This window comes from Paenibacillus ihumii, assembly GCF_001403875.1.
Taxonomy (GTDB): domain Bacteria; phylum Bacillota; class Bacilli; order Paenibacillales; family Paenibacillaceae; genus Fontibacillus; species Fontibacillus ihumii.
The window spans coordinates 2,335,746-2,357,517 of sequence record NZ_LN884299.1; the positions used below are offsets into that span (position 1 = coordinate 2,335,746).

General features: G+C 52.6%; 2 protein-coding genes. Both read right to left on the minus strand.

The window, feature by feature from the left end:
- Window positions 1-165: 165 nt before the first annotated feature.
- Window positions 166-10,794 (minus strand): non-ribosomal peptide synthetase, encoded by a 10,629-nt coding sequence (locus tag BN2762_RS17915; protein WP_187386550.1) that lies wholly within the window; start codon window positions 10,792-10,794, stop codon window positions 166-168.
- 115 nt (window positions 10,795-10,909) lie between these two features.
- Window positions 10,910-21,772, minus strand: coding sequence for a non-ribosomal peptide synthetase (locus BN2762_RS17920; RefSeq protein ID WP_055108259.1), 10,863 nt, complete (start codon window positions 21,770-21,772; stop codon window positions 10,910-10,912).

Below are 21,772 nucleotides of genomic sequence, written 5' to 3' on the forward strand. Positions count from 1 at the left end.
ATGACTGGGTTTGAGTATCGATGGGCAATCCTTCCGTGCAAAAAAGAGGAGACCCTTGCAGATATCCTAACCACCGGCAAGGGTACCTATATTAACCACATTAGTAAAAATTATAAAGTCAGTTTATTATACACTAATTTGAATCATGTGTTAAATTTGTAATTATTATTTATTTATTGCATCTTGTTTGACTTCACTTTTGTACATATAGTTGACCAGCTTTTGAATATACTCCTGATTCACAAGCGGATAATCGAACCCAAGCTGGCCTAAATAATGCTGTGTAAAAGGTGCGGCTACATCTACATTGATTTGTGCCTCCTCCGCCTCTGCATCCGGCCTGTCAGCCATAAACCCGCTAAGCCATTCATGCTTGCTTTCGTCTTTCATCAACTCTTCCAGATGGCTGGCTGCCTCTGCCTCGCTTAGTTGTTCCATCTTATACCCTGCCTCCTGCAATGCTTCACAAATTAAGGCATAGGTTGTCGGCCGCGGGTTGAAGATGTGGAATACGTTCCCGGCTGCCTCCTTTGTCCTGACAATCTTTAGAATCGCTTCAGCACAGCTGTCAATCGGGGTGAATTCCTCTGTCTGCTCAGCCATTTCTGCTATAGCAATTCCGATTTGAATAAAGGATTTCAAGCGGTTGTAGAACATATTCTCGTCCATGTTTTCCTGGAAAGCCCCGTCTCCATAACGACCGGTCAAATTGCCCACCCGGTATATCGAGGCTTGAAGTCCCTTCTCCATAGCTTCATAGATCAAGCCTTCAGCCTCAAATTTACTTCTGATATAGAGGTTGTCATCATAGTTCTGCCCGATATAGAAGCTGCTCTCCGTAAAACTCATCTCAGTCTGGCGGTCTTGAGGGATGCTGCCCGCTACACTTGTTGTGGATATGTGATGCATTCGGAGATTGTAGCTTTGGCAGAATTCGGCCACGTGGGCTGTCCCCTGAACATTCATGCGATAAAAATCCTCATAGTATCCATAATGCTTGACCAGCGCTGCTGTATGAATCACGCTGTCCACAGAATGGCCCAATTGCTCCCTTACCTCAGGAGACAGTCCTAAATCTGCTTTCGTTACATCCCCAGGGTAGACATGAATTCGAGCCAACCAGAAATTCATTTGCTCATCAGCCTCATCGGGAAAATAAAAATGAAGCTTCTTCACTAGCCGCTGCTGGGCCATGAATCTATCCTTTCCTCTGATAATGCAGTGAATCTCGGCTCCCGTATCAGTCAATAGCTCATATAGCAAATGAATGCCAAGAAAACCGGTTGCTCCCGTAAGCAGTACATGATCCAGTGGAGCCTGCTCCCCGCTTAACTGAACAGGCTGTTGGGCTTTTCGCTGTATCCATTCGGTTTGCGGACGGTGCAAGCCCGTTGTTGGCTCCTCCTCTACAGCAAGGGTGCCATCTATTTTGGCTGCCAGCTGCTCGATATTTTTGCATATATAAAAATCCTTTATCGTAAGCGGCCACTGAAGGACATAGGTTTTGGCGAGCAGCTTGAGAATAACCAGCGAATGGCCCCCCAATTCAAAGAAATTATCATGCATGCTAATTTGAGCTTCAGGAATGCCGATCCCTTCTGCAAACAACTCCACTAATTTTCTTTCCGTTGCATTTCTTGGGGCGACATACTCCGTGTTCCGGTAAATCACACCTTCTGGAATAGGAAGTGCCTTGCGGTCCACCTTCCCGTTAGGCGTTAGCGGGAATGACTCCAATCGTATGAAAAAGGAAGGAATCATATAATGGGGCAAATGCTCCTCCAGAATTGCCCTGTACTGTGAAGTGGTCATTTCCTGATCGGATTTCACATAAGCACATAATTGCTTGCTTCCATGGATAACCTTCGCGATAACGATCGCTTCCTGAATGGACTCATGAGTAAGAAGCCTGCTCTCCACTTCCCCAATCTCAATACGGAAACCACGGATTTTAACCTGATTGTCAAGCCGTCCCAGAAATTCAAGCTCCCCCGCCTCATTCCAGCGCGCAGCATCCCCGGTTCGATACAGTCTCTCGCCTGACACAAACGGATTATCAATAAACTTGGCCGCTGTCAGCTCAGGTTGATTGAGATAGCCCTCCGCTACGCAGGCTCCTGCGATACATAGCTCGCCCGGAACACCAATCGGCTGCAATTGACCCAGCGCATTCAGAACATAGGCATGCACATTGCCGAACGGTCGGCCTAATAGTACCGTTTCTTCATTCAGAGCACAGGGGTGATGCAGAACATCCACGGTAGTCTCCGTCGGACCATAATGATTAAACAACCTGTAGCCCTTGCTGACTACCTGATTGACCAGAGAAGGCTCCAGCTTGTCTCCTCCGGAGATTAACACCTGCAGACTTTCCATCCTAGGGGAATGAGCAACCAATTCCTGCAAGGTTACCGGAACAAACTGGCAGACCTGAATACGGTGCCTGTTCACATATTCGTAGAAGGCCTGCCTGTCTAAAATAATTTCCGCATCCGGAATAAATAAGGTTCCCCCATGCAGGAAGGTGACCAAAGTCTCCAGAACCGATACGTCAAATGAAATATTGGTCATTTGAATGACCTTGTTATTTTTCGTCAAGTTGTAGGTGTTGTGGAACCATTGCGCCAGGTTGATTACGCTATTCTGCCGGATGATAACCCCCTTGGGAAGACCGGTTGATCCGGATGTATATATAATATAAGCCCGGTCATAAGCGGAGACTCCCTCCATTGCCTGATTGTCTGCGCTGCCCTGATAGCTAAGCGGATCATCCAGCAATACAATGGTATGACCTGCCGGCGCTCGTTGTACATCTCTCCCATTCATGAGCAGCAGACTGGCTTGACTGTCCTCAAAGATATGAGCGATTCGATCCCTAGGGTAGCTGGGATCGACCGGAATATAGGCGCCGCCGGCCTTCAGGACAGCCAGTACGCCAACAATGTATTCCACGGATCGTTCCGCCATAATTCCTACCAGGCTGCCTCTGCCGACGCCCTCGGCACGGAGGCGGTTCGCCAGTTGATTCGCCTTCCCATTCACCTGGGCATAGCTGTGAGCCTCTCCCTTGTAGTACAGCATGGGGTGATCAGGTGTACTGTTAACCTGCTGCTCAAAGCATTGCATGATCGTTTTATCAGAGGGATAGCTCATCGCTGTATCATTAAAATCATGAAGGATTTGCCGCTTCTCTGCCTGTGTAATCATGTTCAGTTCTGCGATTCTCACCTGAGCCTGCGAGACAATTCCGTAGATAATCTCAGTAAAATGACCTGCCATTCTCTGAATAGTTGATTTCTTGAACAGACTTGTACTGTACTCAAAGGCCAGCTTGAGACTGCCGGGCTCTTCAATAATATCCAGCGCCAAGTCGAACTTGGAAATATTAAATTCGTATTCCTCTCCAGTCTCATGATGATCAACGGATGAATCATCCATATGGTCCGGGGCTTCGACGGTCAGCATAGTGATCATGACGTCAAACAAAGGATGGCGGCTTAAATCCCGTTGAACATTCAGCTTCTCGACCAGCTCCTCGAACGGATAATCCTGATGATCCTGAGCCAATAGAATCTGCTCTTGAACCTCCTTCAAGAACACCGGAAATGCCTTGCTTCCGGCAGGCAAACTGCGAATCGGGACGGTTTTGACAAACATCCCCATCAGATTTTCCAAATCGCTATGCGGCCGCCCGACTAGGACGGTTCCAATCACATTGTCCTCCTGTCCGGTATATTTGGTCAGAAGGATACTGAAGGCTGCCAACAAGGTGCTGAACAGGGTCGTTCCGTGAGCTGCAGAAATCTTCCTAAGCTCATGTGTCAGCTCAGAGGACCATTCAAAGGATACCTTGCCCCCATCAAATTGCTGTACAGAGGGGCGGGGATAATCTGTAGGCAAATCCAGAACCGGAATTTCCCCTTCGAACTGCTTCAGCCAATACTGCTCTTGCTGCGCAAGAAGATCAGCCTTCAGCACCTGCTGCTGCCATACCGCATAATCCTTATATTGAATTCTTAACGGAGGCAGCTCGCCGTTCTCATAGATCCAGAGCAGCTCCTGGTTAAACACAGACAAAGAGGCAGCATCCGAAATAATATGATGCATATCGTATAGAAATAGCGTTCTATTCTCGCTGGTCTTAATTAACGCAAACCGGGCTAAGGGAGCCGCGGACAGATCAAACGGGCGGACAAAAGCGGTTATCGTCTCCTGAAGCTTGGACTCATCTGTTTCAATAATTTCAAAGGCCAGTTCTGCATGCGGATGAACGATCTGCACCAGTTCTCCCTCGGCAATATCAAATGAAGTCCTTAATGCTTCATGGCGGACGATCATCTTCTCCAAGGCTGCGCGGAAATGAACAGGATCGATATCTCCGGACAACGGCTGAACAACCGGCAGATTGTAACCGATATCCTCCTCCTCCACCTGACTGACCATATAAATCCGCTTCTGTGCAGAAGACACCGGATAATACTCCCTTTCCGGCACCGCAGGTATGGATGAATACTTGTTCTGCAGGTCATGTTCCTCAATATAGGCTGCCAGCTCCTGGATTGTTTTTCTTTGAAAAACGATTCGCAAAGGAACTTCAATCTGCAATTCTCTCTGCATCCGGGATAACATCGCTGTCGCCTTAAGGGAATGTCCTCCCAGCTCGAAGAAGCTGTCGTTGATGCCAGCCCGTTTAATGCCAAGCACCTCTCTCCAAATTCGTTCAAGCTGTAGCTCCAGCAACGTCCTTGGAGGTACATATGCCGCATGCGTCCTTATTAATCCGTCAGGCTTTGGCAGCCGATTCCTGTCGACTTTCCCGCTAGCCGTTAAGGGAAGTCGCTCGATCTGGATGACATACGAAGGAATCATATATTCAGGCAAAGTTATGGACAAATGCTGCCGCACCTCAGTGATGCTCCAGACCTGGTCAGAGACAAGATAGGCCACCAAGCTCGTATCCCCATCTGAAACGGCATGAGGCATAACGACAACATCCTTGATGGCAGGATGCCTCCGCATTTGCTCTGTGATTTCACCAAGTTCAATGCGGTAGCCCCTGATTTTTACCTGATGATCCAGCCGGCCCATATATTCAATGCTTCCATCAGGCAGCCATCTTGCCAGATCGCCTGACCGGTACATCCGTTGCCCGGGCTCGTAAGGGTTCTCGGCGAATTTCTCCAGAGTCAGCTCGGCCCGGTTCAGGTATCCGCGGGCTACCCCTTCTCCGGCAATGCATAATTCACCAGGTATCCCAATAGGCTGAAGATGCTGCTCCTGATTAAGAATATAGATTCTGACATTATCAAGCGGCCTGCCGATGGGAATCTGTGCACACTCTCTCCCTACGGAATGCTTCGTTGCATAGATCGTCCCTTCCGTCGGTCCGTAAATATTTTCAAGCCGGATGCCAGCCGGGAGTCTTTGATACAGCTTCTTCACCAGCTCATGAGGGAGCGGCTCCCCGGCAATCAGGATATATTTCAAGCTGCTGATTCGTTCCAGACTATGTTCGCCAGCGGCAAATAACTGCAGCATCGAAGGAACAAAATTAATATGTGTTACCTGATTTTTCTCAATAGCCGATATTAATTTTTCGGGATCCTTCTCGTCTTCGGGAGGCAGAATGACTAATGAGCCTCCGCCCGGGATCCAGCCAAAGAGCTCGGTAACCGATACATCGAAGGTATAATTCGTCTTTAGTAAATATCGATCCTGCTCCCCCAACGGGTATTCCTGCTGTAAGCTGAATAACACATTTACTACCCCGGCTTGCTCGATCATCACCCCTTTGGGCTGACCGGTCGAGCCAGATGTATAGATGACATACGCCAAATCACTAGCATTGCCTCTAGGCAAAGTGCCTGCCTCAACAAATGCAGGAGGGCTTGTCTCCAAATCCAGAATTTCCCCATCGAATTGCAGGCCATTGGGTAATGGCCCGCAGGTCAACAGCAGCTTTGTACCGCTATCCTTCAGCAAATAATTTATCCGTTCAGCGGGATAAGCCGGATCAATCGGCAAATAAGCTCCTCCCGCCATTAAAATCCCCAAAACCCCGGCCATCATCTCGAAGGAGCGTTCCATCATAATCCCAACTATGCATTCGGTGCCGATGCCTTTGGATCGCAGCAGGTATCCCAGCTGAGCTGCCCGTTCATTGAGCTGGCTGTAGGTCAGCCTCTCCTCCCCCATCAACAGTGCTGTCCTGTCTGGGGTTCTCTTTGCCTGTTCCTCGAATAGAGCTTGTATCGTTGTATCCTTTGGAAATTCGGCATACGTCCTGTTGAACTCATACTGAACGATTTCTCTCTCTGAGGATGTGAGCAGCTCAATTTCAGCAACCCTTTTGTCCTTATTCCTGACGATTTCCCCAATAATTGTACAGAAGTGTCCCGCCATGCGACGCACCGTGTCTTCATTAAACAGCTTCGTACAATATTCCAAGCTGAATAATACCTCATCCTCAGCATCCACAGCCATCAGTGTCAGGTCAAACTTGGATACATGATGTTCATGCGGGTAGGGAGTTACTCTTAGCCCTTGCTGCACAGAAGCCGGCTGCTGAGCTTGCTGCTCCACGCTTTGAACGATAAACATCGTATCGAACAAAGGATTCCGGCTTAAATCCCGCTGTACACCCAGCTTTTCAATCAGTTCCTCGTAAGGATAATCCTGATTTTCGAACGCTTTCAGACAGTTGTCTTTGACCGACTGAAGTAATTGTTGAACAGTATGGCTGCTTGCAACCTTATTCCGCATAATCAGTGTATTTACAAACATGCCTGCCACCGATTCAAGATCGGAATGATGCCTTCCGGCTACGACACTCCCGACCATAATATCTTCCTGACTGCTATATTTGGACAGAAGCAGATTATAGGCGGCCAGCAGCGTCATATAAAGCGTTGTTTCTTCCTCCCGCATGAGCTCCTTCAGCTTCGCGGTGAGCTCCTTATCCATGCTGAACTCAATGACATTTCCGGCAAATTGCTGAACAGCTGGCCGCGGGTAGTCCACAGGGAGATTCAGCACCGGGATATCGCCCTTCAATGTTTCTAGCCAATATCGCTCCTGTTCCTTATAGCTGTCGGATTGCAGCCACTCGCTCTGCCACTGCGCATAATCCTTGTATTGTATCCGCAGCTTGGGCAGCGCATCGCCTTGGTTCTCGTAGAGGCATAGCCAGTCATGAAGCAATATATCCGTTGTTAGACCATCCGAGATGATATGATGCATATCAATCAGAAGAATATGCTCCTGCTCGCTTCTTCGAATGACTCCAACCCGCAGCAGAGGAGCTTGACCGAGGTCGAATGGTTGAATAAAAGCATCGATCTGAGCCTCCAGAGATACTTCTTCTGCCATAAAGTTAATTCTCAGCTCTGGCTGTTCATGAATACGCTGTACAAGCTCCCCGTCCACCATTGCAAAGCTTGTGCGCAGAGCTTCATGCCGTTGCATCAGATCGCGAAAGCTGGCTTGCAGCCTGATGGGATCGAGCGGTCCTTCGACTCGCAATACATTCGGCATATTGTAGTTAATCCCATGTTCCTCCAGCTGGCTAACCACATACATTCTGCGCTGGGCAAAGGAAACCGGATAGAACTCTTTCAACGGTGCGATTGGGATCGCCTCGAAGCTGTTATTGACAGCTGTTTGCAAATATTCCGCCATTTGTTCAATAGTTGGCCGCTGAAAAACCTCCCGCAAAGGCAGCTCCAATCCCAAATGCTTATGAATTCTCGAGACAAGCACCGTCGCTTTAAGGGAATGGCCGCCCAGGACAAAGAAGTGATCCCGAATCCCGATTCTCCGCTTGTTCAGCACCCCTTCCCAAATCTCTACCAGCTTCTCCTCCAGCTCATTTCTAGCAGGAGCATACTCCGTACCGCTCTCTGTCCCGCCTTCCGGCTCAGGCAGTGCTCTCGTATCTACTTTTCCGTTAGGTGTAAGGGGCAGAGCTTCCAGTGCGAGAAATTGGCTTGGCAGCATATACTCCGGCAAAAACTGCTGAAGATATGCGCGCAGCTCCGCTGCATTCCACTTCGCTCTTGGCACAATATAGGCGCATAAATAGGCGGGCTGGCCTCCTTCCTCGCGGGCAATGACAACCGCTCTTTCGATGGCGGAATGCTCGAGCAGCCGTGCTGTAATTTCGCTCAACTCGATCCGGTAGCCGCGAATTTTAATTTGTGTATCCTCTCTGCCGATAAACTGAATATCTCCGGTAGGCAGCCATCGTGCGTAGTCTCCCGTACAGTACATCCGCTCACCGGGAACAAACGGATTGGGGACGAATCTTTCTGCCGTCAATTCAGGTTTATTCATATAGCCGCGGGCTACCCCCGCCCCTCCGATACATAGCTCGCCGTCAATTCCGACAGGCATCAGCCGTCTATCGGCATCGACGATGTAGAGCTTCATATTCGGCAATGGCCTGCCAATCGGCACATGCCCCTTTACGTTTAAGCGAGGACTATCCGCCTCATAATAGCTGGAATCAATGCAGGCCTCGGTTACGCCATAGCTGTTGATGATTCTCATGTCTTGGCCAAAACGGCATAGCAGCTTTTCGAAATCTACGGAGGAGCAGCTATCAGAGCCAAGAATCAACAGATCCAGCGATGGGAGCGCTTTCCCATGCTCATACACATACTCCATCAAGGGCAGAATGAGCGCCGGTGTGGATTCAAAAATATGAATGTTATGATTCACAAGCAGATCATATGTATCTGCTGGAGACAGCTTAGCCTCCGCCGGACATAGCACCAGCGTCCCTCCATTAAGCAGGGTTCGGGACACATCCCCCGCAAATACGTCAAAAGAAAAGCTGGCCATTTGAAGCAAATTCATTCTTTTCCGATCTAGCCCGTACTCCTCTCTCCATGCGTAAGTTGCATTAACGAGATTACGATGCTCAATCAAAACCCCCTTCGGCAGCCCGGTTGTACCGGAGGTATAAATGACATAGGCCAAATGATGAGGAGCGCTGCTGCTCTCCGGATTTGCGATGCTTTCTTTGCTTATTTCCGGTTCATCCATATAGACGACTTCTTTGTGAAAAGCTGCCGTGCTCACACTGTTGCGGTCTGTGATCAATAATGACGTTTCGCTGTCATCCAATATATATTGGACACGTTCCTGCGGGTACTGCGGGTCAATCGGCAAATACGCTCCGCCAGCCTTTAATACCCCCATCACCGCAATCAGCAAATCGAGCGATCGGTCGAGCATAATGCCTACGATGGAATCAGGCTGTACTCCTTTTTTGCGGAGCCATCCGGCTAACTGGTTCGCACGTTCGTTCAGCTCTCGATACGTTAACTTCTCCTGCTTGAACACCACGGCTGTTTGATCCGGATATTGCTCCGCCTGCTGTTCAAACAGTTGGGGAGTAGTTTGGTTCAGCTCATACGATCGGGCTGTCGCATTAAACTGCTGCAGAATCTGCAGCTTCTCCGCCTCGGTAATCAATTCGATCCGGTTCAGATAAATGTCAGGATCCCCTACAACTTGCTCTGCGATGTGCCGAAAATGCTCTCCAATGTTGGCGACGGCATCCCTGCTGTACTTCAGCCCGTTATAATTAAAGTTAAGTCTCAGCTCTTCCCCTGGAACGATGGTGACATTGAAATCATAGCTTGTCTGCTCAAAGCTTCTGAAGTCTTGCACCGCTGCCGCATCCCGTTGGACTTCATGATGATCTAACTGAGTATCGATCGGGTAATTCTGAAAAACTAGCAGATGATCAAGCAGTTCCTGCTTCAGTTCGGAAGCCGCCTGAATATCTGCCAGCGATACATAATGATAATTCTCCGACGCGACAAATTGCTTCCAGACCTGCTTTAGCAGATCGCTAAAGGCTTGATTCGGGGAGGCTTGGACTCTCACCGGGACGGTATTGATGAACAGCCCGACCATCTCTTCCACACCCTCAATATGGGAGGGTCTCCCGGATACAACCGAACCGAAGACAATATCGTCACAACGGTTATAGCGCTGGAGCAGAATCGCCCAAATCACCTGTACCGTATTATTTAATGTAACCTGGTACATCTTGGACAGCTCATTCAGAGCCGCAGTTAACTCCCGGCTAAGATAACAGTCATCGAGCTGCTGCTCGAATCCGTCCGCTGCAGAGGATTCCTGCGGCAGACTTGCTTTTTCGGCATATCCATCGAGGTAGCTTCTCCAATAATCAAGGGCCTCTTCCTTGTCCTGCTTGGCCAGCCAACGGACAAAATGACTGTAGGGATACACCTTGCCAAGTTGGACAGGCTGCTTATTCTTAAGCTGATGATATACGGTAAAGAGCTCATTGAGCACTTTACCCAGACACCATCCATCCATAATGATATGATGATTGCTGATAATCACATGACAGCAGTTCGAATCCAGCTCCAGAACTGAAATCCGGAACAGAATATCCTTGGATAAATCAAAGCCCTTCTCCCGATCCTGCTTCATGTAATCTTCAATAAACGCTTCCTTCTCCGTATTGGACAGATGCGCAATATTGGCGCTCTGAATGCTGCCTTTGCGCTCCTTCAGCACGACTTGTACCGGCTCATCGATCCCTTCATGGATAAACACAGTACGAAAGGCATCGTATCGTTGCAGAATATAATTATAACTCTCTTCAAAAAGCGGCAGCTCCAGCTTTCCTGTAAATTGAAACGCCATTTGTTCGAAATAGGCATTCGAATCCCGGTCCAGCAGATAATGGTAGAGCATCCCTTTTTGCATCGGGATAAGCGGAAGCACCATTTGTAATTCCTTACTCTGTGACATGTATGCACCCCGTCCTTTTATAGTTGTGCCCGGAATCGTGTGATAGCGGCAGTCGGCCGGCATGACACGATTCCAGGACACACAAGCTGAAAAGTGAAAGAAATTACATCGAGAATTACAGAGAGAATTGAATTTTATCGGTAATGGTCAGCAAATCCTCGACAGACAGATCTTCATGCCCCAGATCACTTGGTGTAGCTTCTGAACCCTCTTTCTCAGCACAATGCCTAATAATATCCAGTAGAGCTTTTTTGCAGCTCTCAAGAAGCTCTATCATTTGCTGCTCCGAATACTCCTCCTGATGATACGAGAAGTTCATGGTCAGCTTGTGATCCAGTACAAGCCCGGAAATATCAAGTGAACATTCCCTCTTGTTCCTTGGACTGATGGCCGAGCCGGATGAAAGGGGGGATTGAACAAATTGACCCTTGTCGATGTCCCCGTCAAATTGCCCCAAGTAGTTAAAGCTAATGTCCGGGGCGATAGCAAGGCTCTGATCCTGCTCCTTCGTCCGCTCCGTCAAATAGTTTAACAATCCATATCCGATTCCTTTATTTGGAATGCTGCGCAAGGTTTCTTTTACATTCTTGATGTGATATGCCAGATCATGCACTTTGCTCATATCCAGCACTACTGGATACATCGTTGTAAACCAGCCCACCGTACGAGTAATATCCAGCTCCTCGAACAGCTCCTCTCTTCCATGGCCCTCCAGCAGAATCGCAGCCCGTTCATAGCCTGTAAAGGCATGCAGTGTTATTCCCAATGCCGCCAGCAGCAAGTCATTCGGCTCTGTATTGTAGGCGGAAGGCGCTTTTCTCAAGAACAAATCCGTCTCTTCCTCCGAGAACTGAATGGAGAGTGTCCGTGTGTTCTCCCAGGTTCTATCTGCTGCCAATCGCTGCTTCGGAAGCGGCTGCAGCTTCAGATTCGCTAGGCTGCGCCAGTAATCGAGCTCCCGGTGCATACTGCTGCTGTTGGCATAAGCATATAGGCGCTCCGTCCAATCCCGGTAAGAGCTGGTTTTATCTGGCAGATGAAGGGTTGAGCCTTCCAGCGCCTGCTGGTAGCATTGCTCCAAATCCTCCAGCACAATTCTCCAGGATACCCCGTCAATCAGGAGATGATGAATGGCGAGAAGCAAATGATCGCCGGCCTCCGTATGAAACAGCCCTAACCGAATTAAAGGCCCCTCATGAATATTCAAGCTGCTTTGCAGCTCATTGGCAGCCAACGATATCTGATCTTCTGATATGTCGTAACTCGTGAGAGTATATAACTGCTGGTTTTCTGCCTTGGCTGAACGGTTCACCTGCGTCAGATGGCCGGCCTGATGCAGGAAGATAATTCGCAGTGCATCATGATGCTCCACAACTTTATCAAACGCCATACGAACCAGCTCCGACTGAAAGCCTTCTGCTCTGAACAGCATCATAGCCTGATTAAAATGATGTGGCTCCGAAAAAGACGATTCAAAAAACCACTTCTGGACAGGTGAAAGTCTGACATCGCCAACGACTTCACTTTGATCTACCCGATATTTGACCGGTTGGACAGCTGGCGTGAGAGCGCTAATCGTCGGATTCATATACAAATCCTTCATTTCCAGCTTGTAGCCATGCTGCTTTAACTGAGCGGCAATCTGAATGGCCTTGATCGAGTCACCGCCCAATTCAAAAAAGTTGTCCTCCGTACCGACCCGCTTCATGCCCAGCACCGTCTGCCAGATTTCCGACAGCAGTCTCTCCTTCTCGTTCGCCGGCGCTGTGTAATCCGTCTCCGCCGCCTGTTCGCGATCCGGCTCCGGCAGCCGCCGGCTGTCGATCTTCCCGCTGCTCCCCAGCGGCAGCTCCTCCAGGCCCACATAGAAGGACGGCACCATATAATGCGGCAGATAACCGCTGGCATAACGCCGCAGCTCCTTCCTCTCCCAGCCGGGCTCCGCCACCACATAAGCGCATAAATACGGCTGGCCCGCTTCATCCTCCCGGGCCAATACTACAGCGTCCCGCACCTGATCATGCTCCCGCAGACGCGCCGCAATTTCTCCCAGCTCGATCCGGTAGCCTTTGATTTTTACCTGGAAGTCCATCCGCCCCAGGTACTCGATCGTCCCGTCGGCAAGCCAGCGGGCCAAATCCCCTGTCCGGTACATCCGTTCTCCCGGCTCGAACGGGTTCGCCGCGAACTTCTCCGCCGTCAGCTCCGCGCGGTTCAAGTATCCGCGCGCCAGGCCCGCTCCTGCGATACACAGCTCGCCAGGCACCCCCGGCGGCTGCAGCTGCCCGGCTTCGTTCACGATATAGGCCCGCACATTGTCCAGCGGCTTACCGATCGGCATGGTTCTCTCCCCGCCTGTCACCGAATAGCGGGTCGCATAGATCGTCCCTTCCGTCGGCCCGTAGATATTTTCTAGCCTCACTCCGTCCGCCTGCTCCCTAAGCTTGTCCGCCAATTGCACCGGCAGCGCTTCACCCGCCACGAACAGATACTTCAGCTGATTCAGACGCTCCAGACGCTGTCCGGCCATAACGAACAACTGAAGCATCGACGGCACGAAATTGATATGGGTAATCCGCTCAGCCTCGATCGCGGACAGAATCGCTTCCGGCTCCTTCTCCGCACCCGGCGGCAGCACCACCAGAGCGCCCCCGCCCGGGATCCAGCCGAACAGCTCGCTTACCGAGACATCGAAGGTGTAATTGGTCTTCAGCGCGTAGCGGTCTTCCCGCTGCAAAGGATAGGCTCGCTGCAGCGCATGGAGGATATGGCTCAAGTTCCTATGCTCGATCATGACGCCCTTAGGCTGGCCCGTAGAGCCGGACGTATAGATGACATACGCCAGATGCCCCGGTTCAGGCCGACGCTCCAGAGGGCTGGCATCCCCCTGGTACAGCTCCGGCTCCAGCAGATCGATCCATTCGCCGCGGAAGCCAAGCTCTGCTGCCTGCGGGCCCCGGCTGAGCAGCACACGAGCTCCGCTGTCCTCCAGCATGTACTCCACCCGCTCAGCTGGAAATTCCGGATCAATCGGCAAATAGGCGCCTCCCGCTTTAAGGATCGCCAGAATGGCTGCCACCATTTCGAAGGAGCGCTCGACCCGCAGGGCGACAATGCTCTCCGGTCCTACTCCCTTGCCGGCAAGGACGCGGGCCAGCTGATTGCAGCGGGCATCCAGCTCCCGGTAGCTCAACTGCTGGCCGCCATAGATGACCGCCGGCTGCTCTCCCAGGCGCTCGGCCTGCTCCTCGAACAGCTCGACTACCGTCTTCTCCTGCGGATAAAGCGTCTGCGTAGCATTAAAGTTCTCGGCGATCCGGCGTTTCTCCGCCTCTGTGATAATCTCCAGCGCAGACAGCTTCTGCTCCGGCCGCTCCGCAATCTGCTCCAGCACCTGCTTGTAATGCTCCGCCATCCGGCGGATCGTATCCGCATGGAACAGGTGAGTGCTGTATTCCAGCTCAAACTGGATGCCCTCTTCCAGCTCCCAGGCTGTCATCGTCAGATCAAACTTGGCCATCCGCTCCTCATGACCATAGGGGCGGAATTCCAGGCCTTCCGTCCGCTCGCTGGCCTCGCGCAAATTCTGTACGCCAAACAGGGTGTCAAATAGCGGATTGCGGCTCAGATCCCGCGGCAGCTCCAATCTCTCCACCAGTTCCTCGAACGGATACGCCTGATGCTCGAACGCCTTTAACCCGTTCTCCTTCACCTGCTGCAGAAACTCCCGGAAGCTGCAGCTCCCCTTTGGATAATTGCGGATCGGCAGGGTGTTGACGAACATGCCGATGACCGATTCCAGATCAGCATGCGTTCGGCCTGCCGCCACAGTTCCAACGATAATGTCCTCCTGTCCGCTGTACTTGGACAGCAGTACATTGTAAGCAGCCAGCAGCACCATGTACAGCGTCGTGTTTTCCGCCTTCATCAGCCGGAACAGCTTGGCGCTCAGCTCAGGCCCGATATCAAATGTGAACTGCGCCCCCTCGAACTGCTGCATGGCCGGACGCGGATAGTCCGTCGGCAAGGACAGCACCGGCAGCTCGCCGCTGAAGGTCTCCAGCCAGTACGTTTCCTGCTCCCTCTGCTGCTCGGTCCCCTGCTGTTCTTGCTGCCATACCGCATAATCCTTGTATTGGATACGGAGCTCCGGCAGCGGCTTGCCTGCATACAGACGGGAGAATTCCTCCGTCAGCACGGTCATCGATGCTCCGTCCGAGATGATATGATGCATATCCAGCATCAGAACATGCCGCTGCTCGCTCCAGCGCATCAGTCCGACCCGAAACAGCGGGGCTTGACTGAAGTCAAAGGGCCGGATAAACGCCGCAATATGCGCCTTCTCTTGCTCTGAATCAACCGCGCCTGATGGATGGGCTGTGTCAACTGCCAGCTCCTCCACCTTCAGCTCCACCTGCTCCTGGATCTTCTGCACCAGCTGGCCATCGATCATCTCAAAGCCGGTGCGGAATGCTTCATGGCGCTGCACCAGCGTCTGGAATACGTCCTCCAGCCTGCGAATATCCAGCTGCCCTTCCACCACCAGCACATTCGGCATATTGTAGCTGGTCTTCGCATTCTCCAGCTGGCTTACCACGTACATTCTTCGCTGCGCCGCGGATACGGGATAATACGCCCGCTTCCCGGCCGGGGCGATCGCTGCAAACTCCTGCTGCTCCTGCTGCTCCAGCGCCCGGGCCAGACCTTCAATTGTCGGCTGCTCGAACAGCAGCTTGAGCGGAATTTGCCGGTTCAATTGCTTGTGGATCCCGGCAATCACCGTCATCGCCGACAGGGAGTGGCCGCCCAGCTGGAAGAAATGGTCATGGATGCCCACCGGACTTACGCCCAGCACATCCTCCCAAATACGGGCCAGCGCCGTTTCAATGTCCGTACGCGGCGCAATGTACGCCGGCTTGCTGCTGCTATCGGGGCCAGGCTCCGGCAGCCGCCCGGTATCCACCTTGCCGTTGATCGTCAGCGGCAGCTGGTCGACCTGTATGTAACGGGACGGCATCATGTAATCCGGCAAGTATTGCGCCAGATAGCTGCGCGCTTCATCGCCCGTGAACTCCCGGTCAGCGGCGTAATATGCGCACAGGTACGGAATGTCCGATTGTTCCTCCTTGCACACCCTGACATACGCTTCCTTGATCGCCTCATGCCGCCTTAATTGCTCGGCAACCTCCCCCGGCTCAATCCGGTAGCCGCGAATCTTCACCTGATGATCCAGCCTGCCCAGGAACAGAAGGTTCCCTTCCGCTGTCCATTTCGCCAGATCGCCGGTCCGGTACAGCCTCTCTCCCGGGATCAGCGGATGGGGAACGAACCGTTCGCTGGTCAGCTCGGGATTGTTCAGATATCCGCGAGCCAGTCCATCCCCACCTACGCACAGCTCCCCCGCAACGCCGATCGGCTGCAGCTGCATGGAAGCATTCATCACATAGGCTGTGGAGTTGGCGATCGGTTGGCCAATCGGAACCATCCCCTCTCGCATCCGATCCATAGGATAGCTGGTGGAGAAGGTGGTATTTTCGGTCGGGCCGTAGACGTTCAGCATCTTCAGCTGCGGATTCTGGACCCTTACCTTATTTGCATCCGCAGGGGACAGAATATCTCCGCCGACCATCAGCAGCTTCAAGCCGTCAAAGAGATCCGCATCCTGCTTTAGCAGCTGATGGAACAAGGGCGTCGTCAGAAACATCGTCGTAATTTGATGCCGCCCGATCACTTCCTTCAGCCCCTGCGGGCTGAGCAGCCGCTCCTGCTCCTCCAGGTATAATTCCCCGCCATTCAACAAAGCGCCCCAGATCTCCAGCGTCGAAGCATCGAACACAATGGAGCCGGTCTGCAGGATGCGGTGCGGCTCCGTGAAATCGATAAAGTTCGTATTCTTCACCAGACGAACGATACTCTGATGCTCGATCATAACCCCTTTGGGGCGCCCGGTGGAGCCGGAGGTATAAATTACATAAGCCAAATCATGAGGCGACGCACTGATCGCCGGGCGGTCGACAGGGTATTCCTGTAATCCGGCATCCTGCAAGCTCAGCGTCAGGACCGAGCTGTATTCCGGGGTCGACTCGGCCAACGCGGTCGACGCCGACGAAGCGCCCGTCGGCAGCAGCAGCCACTTGGCACCGCTATCCTCCAGCATGTACCGGGTTCGCTCCTGCGGATAAGCGGGATCGATCGGCACATACGCTCCCCCTGCCTTGAGAATGCCGAGCAGGCAGACGATCATCTCCGCAGATCGCTCCGCCATGACCGCCACCGGCATATCCCGGCCTACTCCTCTGCTGCGCAGCGCATGAGCCAGCTGGCTGGAGCGCTCATCAAGCTCCCGGTAGCTCAATTGCTGGCCGCCATAAATGACCGCCGGCTGCTCTCCCAGACGCTCGGCCTGCTCCTCGAACAGCTCGATTACCGTCTTGTCTTTCGGATAAGCCACCTGCGTGGCATTAAAGTCCTCGGTAATCCGGCGTTTCTCCGCCTCCGTGATAATTTCCAGCGCAGACAGCTTCTGCTCCGGCCGCTCCGCAATCTGCTCCAGCACCTGCTTGTAATGCTCCGCCATCCGGCGGATCGTATCCGCATGGAACAGGTGAGTGCTGTATTCCAGCTCAAACTGGATGCCCTCTTCCAGCTCCCAGGCTGTCATCGTCAGATCAAACTTGGCCATCCGCTCCTCATGACCATAGGGGCGGAATTCCAGGCCTTCCGTCCGCTCGCTGGCCTCGCGCAAATTCTGTACGCCAAACAGGGTGTCAAATAGCGGATTGCGGCTCAGATCCCGCGGCAGCTCCAATCTCTCCACCAGTTCCTCGAACGGATACGCCTGATGCTCGAACGCCTTTAACCCGTTCTCCTTCACCTGCTGCAGAAACTCCCGGAAGCTGCAGCTCCCCTTTGGATAATTGCGGATCGGCAGGGTGTTGACGAACATGCCGATGACCGATTCCAGATCAGCATGCGTTCGGCCTGCCGCCACAGTTCCAACGATGATATCCTCCTGACCGCTGTACTTGGACAGCAGTACATTGTAAGCAGCCAGCAGCACCATGTACAGCGTCGTGTTTTCCGCCTTCATCAGCCGGAACAGCTTGGCGCTCAGCTCAGGCCCGATATCAAATGTGAACTGCGCCCCCTCGAACTGCTGCATGGCCGGACGCGGATAGTCCGTCGGCAAGGACAGCACCGGCAGCTCGCCGCTGAAGGTCTCCAGCCAGTACGTTTCCTGCTCCCTCTGCTGCTCGGTCCCCTGCTGTTCTTGCTGCCATACCGCATAATCCTTGTATTGGATACGGAGCTCCGGCAGCGGCTTGCCTGCATACAGACGGGAGAATTCCTCCGTCAGCACGGTCATCGAAACCCCGTCCGAGATGATATGATGCATGTCGATGAGCAGCACATGCTCCTGCTCGCTCCGGCGGATCATTCCGACTCGCAGCAGCGGCGCCTGGCTTAGATCAAACGGACGGATAAACGCCGCAATATGCGCCTTCTCTTGCTCTAAATCAACCGCGCCTGATGGATGGGCTGTGTCAACTGCCAGCTCCTCCACCTTCAGCTCTACCTGCTCCTGGATCTTCTGCACCAGTTGGCCATCGATCATCTCAAAGCCGGTGCGGAATGCTTCATGGCGCTGCACCAGCGTCTGGAATACGTCCTCCAGCCTGCGAATATCCAGCTGCCCTTCCACCACCAGCACATTCGGCATATTGTAGCTGGTCTTCGCATTCTCCAGCTGGCTTACCACGTACATTCTTCGCTGCGCCGCGGATACGGGATAATACGCCCGCTTCCCGGCCGGGGCGATCGCTGCAAACTCCTGCTGCTCCTGCTGCTCCAGCGCCCGGGCCAGACCTTCAATTGTCGGCTGCTCGAACAGCAGCTTGAGCGGAATTTGCCGGTTCAATTGCTTGTGGATCCCGGCAATCACCGTCATCGCCGACAGGGAGTGGCCGCCCAGCTGGAAGAAATGGTCATGGATGCCCACCGGACTTACGCCCAGCACATCCTCCCAAATACGGGCCAGCGCCGTTTCAATGTCCGTACGCGGCGCAATGTACGCCGGCTTGCTGCTGCTATCGGGGCCAGGCTCCGGCAGCCGCCCGGTATCCACCTTGCCGTTGATCGTCAGCGGCAGCTGGTCGACCTGTATGTAACGAGACGGCATCATGTAATCCGGCAAGTATTGCGCCAGATAGCTGCGCGCTTCATCGCCCGTGAACTCCCGATCAGCGGCGTAATATGCGCACAGGTACGAAATGTCCGATTGCTCCTCCTTGCACACCCTGACATACGCTTCCTTGATCGCCTCATGCCGCCTTAATTGCTCGGCAACCTCCCCCGGCTCAATCCGGTAGCCGCGAATCTTCACCTGATGATCCAGCCTGCCCAGGAACAGAAGGTTCCCTTCCGCTGTCCATTTCGCCAGATCGCCGGTCCGGTACAGCCTCTCTCCCGGGATCAGCGGATGGGGAACGAACCGTTCGCTGGTCAGCTCGGGATTGTTCAGATATCCGCGAGCCAGTCCATCCCCGCCTACGCACAGCTCCCCCGCAACGCCGATCGGCTGCAGCTGCATGGAAGCATTCATCACATAAGCTGTGGAGTTGGCGATCGGTTGGCCAATCGGCACGGAACTCCCCTCAATCTTCTCGGCGGTATAGGTCGTCGAGAAGGTGGTATTTTCGGTCGGGCCATAGCCGTTCACCAACTTCAATTGTGAATAGTGAGCTCTTAGCTTATTTGCATGCACCGGAGACAGAGCATCGCCGCCAACCATCAGCAGCTTCAAGCCGCCGAAGATGTCCACATCCTGCTCCAGCAGCTGATGGAACAAAGGCGTTGTCAGAAACATCGTCGTAATTTGATGCTTCCCGACCGCTTCCTTCAGCCCCTGAGGGCTGAGCAGCCGCTCCTGATCCTCCAGGTATAGTTCCCCGCCATTCAACAAAGCGCCCCAGATCTCCAGCGTCGAGGCATCGAACACAATGGAGCCGGTCTGCAGGATGCGATGCGTCTCCGTGAAATCAATGAAGTTCGTATTTTTCACCAGACGAACGATACTCTGATGCTCGATCATAACCCCTTTAGGGCGTCCGGTGGAGCCGGAGGTGTAAATTACATAAGCCAGATCATGAGGCGACCCGCTGATTGGCGGGCTCTCGATAGGGTATTCCTGTAACCCGGCATCCTGCAAGCTAAGCGTCAGGACCGGGCTGTATCCCGGGGTCGACTCGATCGAAGCGCCCGTCGGCAGCAGCAGCCACTTGGCGCAGCTGTCCTCGAGCATGTACCGGATTCGCTCCTGCGGATAAGCGGGATCGATCGGCACATACGCTCCCCCTGCTTTAAGAATGCCGAGCAGACAGACGATCATCTCCGCAGATCGCTCGGCCATGACAGCCACCGGCATATCCCGGCCTACTCCTCTGCTGCGCAGCGCATGAGCCAGCTGGCTGGAGCGCTCATCAAGCTCCCGGTAGCTCAACTGCTGGCCGCCATAAATGACCGCCGGCTGCTCTCCCAGGCGCTTGACCTGCTCCTCGAACAGCTCGACCACCGTCTTCTCTTTCGGATAAGGCGCCTGCGTAGCATTAAAGTCCTCGGCGATCCGGCGTTTCTCCGCCTCCGTGATGATCTCCAACTCACCGATTCTCTGCGTCGGATCAGCCGCCACCTGTCTGGACAGGTGAACGAAATGCTTCAGTAGTTGCTTTATCAGTGCGTGACTATATACATTGGAATTGAAGGTCATTTTTAAGACGATTTCTTCGCCTGGCGCTGCCATAAATGTCAGGTTATAATTCGTTTGCTCATGCGTATCTGTCTCCTGAACCGCAAAACCCAAACCAGGCTGCTCTTCCATCCCGGAATTGCCGCCTATCACGGGATAATTCTGAAATACATATAAGATATCGAACATGTCCTGCTTCAGCGGACTGCTTGCTTGAATCTGAGCTAATGAAATATAGTCATGACGCTGAGCCTCGATATCCCGCCACTTCACATCCCTGACAAGCTGGTCAAACGTGCTATGCTCCTCCGCTTTAATCCGCACCGGTATCGTATTAATAAACAGGCCGACCATTTTTTCGATACCTGGTATGTCGGAGGATCTCCCGGATACGACAGAGCCGTATACGACATCCTCCGTCCCGCTATAACGAGCTAATAGGATGCCCCAGATCGATTGAACAATATGATTCAGGGTAACCTGATGCTCCTTGGCGATAGAGGTCAGCGCTGCGGTAATCTCCTTGTCGATGGATACTACCAGTTCTCCCTTATCATAGCCGTTCTCGCCGGCCAGCCTCTCTTCCTGTCCAGTTAATACCGTCCTCTGCTCGCAATCTGCCAGATATCCCTTCCAAAATTCAAGCGCCTCGTCCATATCCTGCGTCTCCAGCCATTTAATATAATGGCTATAAGGATAGACGGGGCCTAATTGGGCAGGCGCATTGGCCAGCTGTGCAGTATACAATTGAAAAAAATCGTTCACTATGATGCTGAAGCACCAGCCATCCAGCAAAATATGGTGATGACTCCAGATCAGCCGGTAGCGGGTCGAGTCCAGTTTTACCAATATCATTCGCATCAGGACATCCCGGGTCAAATCAAAGCCTCTCTCCCGGTCTTCACTCTCGATCTGGCGGAGACGCTCCTCCTGCTCCCCCGCCTGCATATTTGAGAGATCGATGTGCGTCACTGCCGCTTCACGGTGTTTCAATACAACCTGCAGCGGTCTGTCCACATTTTCATAAATAAAGACGGTACGGAGTATACCGTACCGTTGAATGAGCATTTGGAAGCTTTTCTCCAGGATGCCGACCTTAATATCACCCTGCAGCGTAAAATTCATCTGTTCAAAATAAGCTTGAGCATTGTCATCTCGAATGGAATGATACAGCATGCCCAATTGCATAGGGGATAAATTATAAATATCCTCCACCTGATCTCGGTTAAACAT

What these genes read in the sequence shown, in the direction of transcription:
- BN2762_RS17915 (WP_187386550.1), bottom strand. Translation starts at nt 10,794, where the DNA reads ATGTCACAGAGTAAGGAATTACAAATGGTGCTTCCGCTTATCCCGATG.
- BN2762_RS17920 (WP_055108259.1), bottom strand. Translation starts at nt 21,772, where the DNA reads ATGTTTAACCGAGATCAGGTGGAGGATATTTATAATTTATCCCCTATG.